Origin of the sequence: Micromonospora sp. AMSO12t, assembly GCF_008806585.1 — a bacterium.
GTDB classification, from domain to species: Bacteria; Actinomycetota; Actinomycetes; order Mycobacteriales; family Micromonosporaceae; genus Micromonospora; species Micromonospora reichwaldensis.
The window spans coordinates 1-6,180 of sequence record NZ_WAAS01000334.1 but is presented as its reverse complement, the minus strand read 5'-3'; the positions used below and the strand labels follow the sequence as shown (position 1 = coordinate 6,180).

Here is a 6,180-nt window from a genome sequence, read left to right as displayed (position 1 = left end):
TCACCACCCTCGACCACCAGGACCTCCCCTTCGAACAAGTCGTCGAAGCCGTCAACCCCACCCGCAACCTCGCCCACACCCCCCTCTTCCAGGTCATGTTCGCCTGGCAGAACAACGAGGACGTGGACCTGGACCTGCCGGGTGTCGAGGTGACCGCGCTGCGCAGCCCGTGGACCAGCGCAAAGTTCGACCTCACCCTCTCCCTGGCCGAGCACGACGGCCGCATCACGGGCAGCCTCGAATACGCCACCGCCCTGTTCGACACCGCCACCGCCCAGCGGCACATCCGCTACCTGCGCCACGTCCTCACCCAACTCGTCGCCCACCCCGACCAGCCCATCGACCGGCTGACGCTGCTCGACCCGACGGAGCGCCGCGAACTCCTCGCCGCCTGGGACGACGCGACCACGTACCCGGCCGGGCGGACGATCCCCGGGCTGTTCGCGGAGCGGGTCGCCGCGGCACCCGACGCGGTGGCCGTGACGTGCGAGGGCAAATCGCTGACCTACCGCGACCTCGACGCGCGCGCCAACCGGCTCGCCCACCACCTGCGCGCGCACGGCGTCGGCCCCGACGCCCTCGTCGCGGTCTGCCTGGAGCGCTCACCCGAGCTGGTCGTCGCCCTGCTGGCCGTGCTCAAGGCCGGCGGCGCGTACGTGCCGCTCGACCCCGCCCATCCGGCGGAGCGCCTCGGCGAACTGCTCGGCGACAGCGCCCCGGTCGCCGTCCTCGCCCACGCCGCGACCCGCACCACCGTCGACGGCCTGACCAACGCGCCCCTCGTCGACCTCGACGCCAACGCACACCGCTGGGCCGAGCACCCCACCACCGACCCCGACCCCGGCACCCGGCCCGACCACCTCGCCTACGTCATCTACACCTCCGGCTCCACCGGCCGCCCGAAGGGCGTCATGGTCGAGCACGCCAACGTGGTGCGGCTCTTCTCCGCCACGGCCGGGTGGTTCGGCTTCGGTCCGACGGACGTGTGGAGCCTCTTCCACTCCTTCGCGTTCGACTTCTCCGTCTGGGAGATCTGGGGGGCGCTGCTGCACGGCGGCCGGCTGGTGATCGTCCCCCGGCTGGTCAGCCGCTCCCCCGCCGACTTCCACCGGCTCCTCTGCGACGAGGGCGTCACCGTCCTCAACCAGACCCCCAGCGCGTTCCGCAGCCTGATCGCCGCGCAGGCCGACAGCGCGCGGGCGCACCGGCTGCGTACGGTGGTCTTCGGGGGCGAGGCGCTGGACCCGACGATGCTGCGGCCGTGGTACGCGGACGCGCGCAACGGGCGCACCGAACTGGTCAACATGTACGGCATCACCGAGACCACCGTGCACGTGACCCACCGGCCGTTGACCCCGGCCGACACCGAGCGACCCGGCGTCAGCCCGATCGGGCGACCCATCGGGGACCTGCGGCTCTACGTGCTCGACGGGCGGGGGGAACCGGTGCCGCCCGGGGTCGTCGGCGAGCTCCACGTCGGTGGCGCGGGGGTCGCACGCGGCTACCTCAACCGTCCCGCGCTGACCGCGGAACGCTTCCGGCCCAGCCCGTTCGTCGCGGGGGACCGGCTCTACGCCACCGGTGACCTCGTGCGCCACCGCCCCGACGGCGGTCTCGAATACCTGGGCCGCAACGACTCCCAGGTGCAGATCCGTGGCTACCGCGTCGAGCTGGGCGAGATCGAGGCCCGGCTGGCCGCCTGCCCCGGCGTACGCGACGCGGTGGTGACGGTCACGACCGACGCCACGGGCGAGCCGCGCCTGGTCGGCTACTACACCGCGTCGGTGCGCCGGCTGACGGCCGAGGCGCTGCGGACCCGGCTGGCCGGTGTCCTGCCGGAGCACATGGTCCCGGCCGCGTACGTGCGGGTCGCCGAGTGGCCGCTCACGCCCAACGGCAAGCTCGACCACCGGGCGCTGCCCGCACCCGACGGGTCCGCCTTCGCCGCCCGGCACTACACCGAGCCGGTCGGTCCGACGGAGACCGCCCTCGCCGCCATCTGGGCCGAGGTGCTCGGCGTCGAGCGGGTCGGCCGGCACGACAACTTCTTCGCGCTGGGCGGGCACTCGCTGCTGGCCCTGCGGGTGCTGGAACGGATGCGCCGCCAGGGCATGCCCGCCGACGTACGCGCGCTCTTCGCCTCGCCGGTCCTGGCCGACCTGGCCGCCGCCGTGGGCGCGGGCGCGGACCGGGCCGAGGCGACGCCGGAGCCGATCCCGGCCGGCTGCGACCGGATCACCCCGGACCTGCTGCCGCTGGTGGAGCTGAGCCAGCCGGAGATCGACGCGGTCGTCGCCACCGTCTCCGGCGGGGCGCCGAACGTGCAGGACGTCTACCCGCTGGCCCCGGTGCAGGAGGGGATGCTCTTCCACCACCTGATGGCCCGCGACCGCGACCCCTACCTGGTGACCACGGTCCTGCGCTTCGCCGACCGGGACCGGCTGGACCGCTACGCCGCCGCGCTGGAGGCGGTGATCGCCCGGCACGACGTGCTGCGCACCGGGGTGGTGTGGCACGGGATCAACGAGCCGGTGCAGGTGGTGTGGCGCCGGGCGCCCCTGCCGGTGGAGGAGGTCACGCTCGATCCCGCGGGCGACGACCCGCTCCGGCAGCTCCGCGAGCACGTCGACCGGCGGTACGCCCGCCTCCCCCTCGACCAGGCCCCGCTGCTACGGCTGCTGGTGGCGCGGGACCCGCGCGACGGCGCGTGGCTGGCCGTGGAGCTGATCCACCACATCGTCGACGACAACACCTCGCTGAAGCAGCTGCGGGCCGAGGTCCGCGCGTACCTGGCCGGCGAGGGCGACCGGCTGCCGCCGCCGCTGCCGTTCCGCGGCTTCGTGGCGCGGATCCGGCGCGGCGTCGACCGGGCCGAGCAGGAGACCTTCTTCCGCCGGATGCTCTCCGACGTGGACAGCCCGACCGTGCCCTTCGGCCTGCGCGACATCCACGGCGACGGGCACACCATGCGCGACGCCCGGGTGTGGCTCGGGCCGGAGCTGACGCGGCGGCTGCGGCAGCGGGCCCAGGACCTCCAGGTCGGGGTGACCAGCCTGTTCCACGTCGCCTGGGGGCAGGTGCTGGCCCGGGCCGCCGGCCGCCGGGACGTCGTCTTCGGCACCGTGCTCTCCGGGCGGATGGACGCTGGCGCAGGCAGCGACCGCGTCCTCGGGCCCTTCCTCAACACGCTCCCCCTGCGGGTCGCCGTCGACGCCACCGGCGCCACGGAGTGCGTGCTGCGCACCCACGAGGCGCTGACCGGGCTGATCCGGCACGAGCACGCGTCGCTGGCGCTGGCCCAGTCGTGCAGCGGCGTCGCGCCACCGGCGCCACTCTTCACCGCCCTGCTGAACTACCGGCGCGCCGAGGTGCTGGCCGAGTCGGACGCCCCCGCGCCGGAACCCGACGCGGACGACCTGACCTACCTGGCCGCCCAGGAGCGCGGCAACTACCCGCTCGCGCTGGACGTCGACGACCTGCGCGACAACGTCGCGCTGACCGTCGCCGCCGCGGCCGGGGTGGCGCCCGACCGGGTCTGCGCGATGGTCGAACGGGCCCTGGAGACGCTGGCCGACGCGCTGGAGCGGGCGCCGGACGCGCCGGTGGGCGGGCTCGACGTGCTGCCCCCCGCCGAGCGCCGCCGGCTCGTCGAGGAGGGCAACGACGCCACGGTGGCGTACCCGCCGGGCCGCCTGGTGCACCACCTCGTCGAGGACCGGGCGGCCCGCGACCCGGAGGCGGTGGCCCTCGTCCTCGGCGACGAGCGCCTCACCTACGGCGAGTTGAACACGCGGGCCAACCGGGTGGCCCACCACCTGCGCGCCCGCGGCGTCGGTCCCGACCGGCTGGTCGCGATCTGCGTCGAGCGGTCGCTGGACACCGTGGTGGACCTGCTGGCGGTCCTCAAGGCGGGTGGCGCCTACCTCCCGCTCGACCCGGCCTACCCGGCCGACCGGCTCGCCGCCATGCTGCGCGACAGCGCCCCGGTGACGGCGCTGACCCACGGCCCGGCCCGCGAGCGGCTGCACGCCGCGCTGGCCGGGCTCGACACCCCGGTGGTCGACCTGGACCTCGACGCGGCGGCCTGGGCGGAGCTGCCGGTGACCGACCCGGCCGTCGACGGGTTGGGCGCGCACCATCTGGCGTACGTCATCTACACGTCCGGCACCTCCGGCACCGCCAACGGGGTGCTGGTGGAGCACCGGCAGCTGGTGGCCGTGGCCGCCGCCTGGGAGCGCCTGTTCGACCTGCGTCCCGGCCTGGTGCACCTGCAGATGGCGAGCTTCTCCTTCGACGTCTTCACCGCCGACGTGGTGCGGGCGCTCGGCTTCGGCGGGCGGCTGGTGCTCTGCCCGCGTCCGCTGCTGCTGGACAGCGCGGGCCTGTACGCCCTGCTGCGCCGCCACGACGTGGACTTCGCCGACTTCGTGCCGGCCGTGCTCAACCCGCTGCTGGCGCACCTGGAGTCGACCGGCGGGAGCCTCGCCGGGTTGGAGACGGTGGTCTGCGGCTCGGACGCCTGGACCGCCGCGAACGCCGCCCAGCTCCGCGCCCTGTGCGGCCCGCGGGTGCGGATCGTCAACGCGTACGGCGTGACCGAGGCGGCCGTCGACAGCACCTGCCACCTGCTCCCGACCGACGGCCTCGCCGGGGCGACCTGCCTGCCGATCGGCCGGCCGCTGCCGAACGTGCGCGTCTACCTGCTCGACGGCGAGGGCGAGCCGGTCCCGGACGGGGTGGTCGGCGAGATCCACATCGGCGGCGCGGGCGTGGCGCGCGGCTACCTGAACCGGCCCGAGCTGACCGCCCGGCGCTTCCGCGCCAACCCGTTCGTGCCGGGCGAGCGGCTCTACCGCACCGGTGACCTGGGTCGCCGCCTGCCGGGCGGGGAACTGGAGTTCCTGGGCCGCGACGACTTCCAGGTGAAGATCCGGGGCTTCCGCGTCGAGCTGGGCGAGATCGAGTCGCGGCTGGCGGCGACCGAGGGCGTCCGGGAGGCGGTCGTCGTGGCGCGCCCGGACGCCGGCGGCCACCAGCGGCTCGTCGCGTACGTGCTGGGCGCAGAGGCGCCGGACGCCGCGCGGCTGCGGGACCGACTCGCCGCCCAACTGCCGGAGCACATGGTGCCGTCGGCGTACGTCCGGCTGGCCGCGTGGCCGCTGACGCCCAACGGCAAGCTCGACCGGGCGGCGCTGCCGGCACCGGACGGGGAGGCCTTCGGCCAGCGCGGGCACGTCGAGCCGGTCGGCCTGCTGGAGAGCATGGTCGCCGGCGTCTGGGCCGACGTGCTGGGAGTCGAGCGGGTCGGCCGGCACGACGACTTCTTCGCCCTGGGCGGCCACTCGCTGCTCGCCATGCGGCTGGTCTCCAGGATCCGGCAGGTGCTGGGGCGGGAGGTCTCCCCGGCGGCGCTCTTCGCCGCGCCGGTCCTCGCCGCCTTCGTCGCCCGGCTGACGCCGGACGGCCGCGACGTGCTGCCCCCGATCCGCCCGGTCGACCGGGCCGGCGCGCTGGAGCCCTCCTTCGCGCAGCGGCGGTTGTGGTTCCTGGAACGCCTCGGCGGTCTCGGCCACGCCTACCACATGCCCCTCGCCCTGGAGTTGGCCGGCTGGCTCGACCACGAAGCGCTACGGGCGGCCCTGGACGCCCTGGTCGCCCGGCACGAGGCCCTGCGCACCCGGCTCGTGCCCGCCGGCTCCGACGTCCACCAGCACGTCGACCCGCCCGGCACCGGCTTCACCCTGCACACGCACGACCTCACCGGCGCGCCCGACGCCGCCGCCCGGCTGGCCCGGCTCCAGGACGAGGAGTTCACGGCCCCGTTCGACCTGACCGCCGGCCCCCTGATCCGGGGCCGCCTGGTCACCCTCGCCCCGGACCGGCACGTCCTGCTCGTCACCATGCACCACGTCGTCTCCGACGGCTGGTCCATCGGCGTCCTGACCCGTGAGCTGGGGGCGCTCTACGCGGCGTTCCACGAGGGCCGGCCCGACCCGCTGCCGCCCCTGCCCGTGCAGTACGCCGACTACGCCGCCTGGCAACGCCAATGGCTCACCGACGGCACCCTGCAACGCCAGGAAACCCACTGGCGACACACCCTCGCCGACGCACCCACCCTGCTCGAACTACCCACCGACCGACCCCGACCCACCGAACAGAACCACCACGGCGCCCACCTCC

At 75.2% G+C, this 6,180-nt stretch carries 1 protein-coding gene; it reads left to right on the top strand.

Features of this window, described 5'->3' with window-relative positions:
- Nucleotides 1-6,180 (top strand): non-ribosomal peptide synthetase (locus tag F6X68_RS29590; RefSeq protein ID WP_151457330.1); only part of this gene is annotated, 6,180 nt, incomplete at both ends.